Raw genomic sequence first — 310 nt, forward strand, 5'->3', positions numbered from 1 at the left:
GTTGTAGGCAGGTTTGAGTTGGCCATTCCTCATATGGTCTTCCTTCATCCGCATGAACGTGGCATCCGGATCGGTTTTGGAATAACTGTTCCGTCCTGCCAGTACTTCTTCTTTCTGGGCATATTCTTCCAGTTTGGCAGGCCAGTTCTTTTGGGCATAAGCCAACTTCTGTTTTACCTTCTTGTCAACAGCTTTCCCTTCCAGCGCTTGATTGATCTTTTCGATGGTCTGACAGACTTTCTCTGCACTCGGATTCACAAAGTCGGGTTCTTCTGTGCCCAACTCAGCAGAGGCTACCCTAACGGCATAG

At 48.4% G+C, this 310-nt stretch carries 1 pseudogene; it reads right to left on the reverse strand.

The window, feature by feature from the left end:
- Window positions 1-310 (reverse strand): annotated as a pseudogene (locus O0V13_RS21575) (IS5/IS1182 family transposase); the annotation flags it as partial.

It is taken from the genome of Algoriphagus sp. PAP.12, assembly GCF_026652115.1.
In the GTDB taxonomy this organism is placed as follows: domain Bacteria; phylum Bacteroidota; class Bacteroidia; order Cytophagales; family Cyclobacteriaceae; genus Algoriphagus.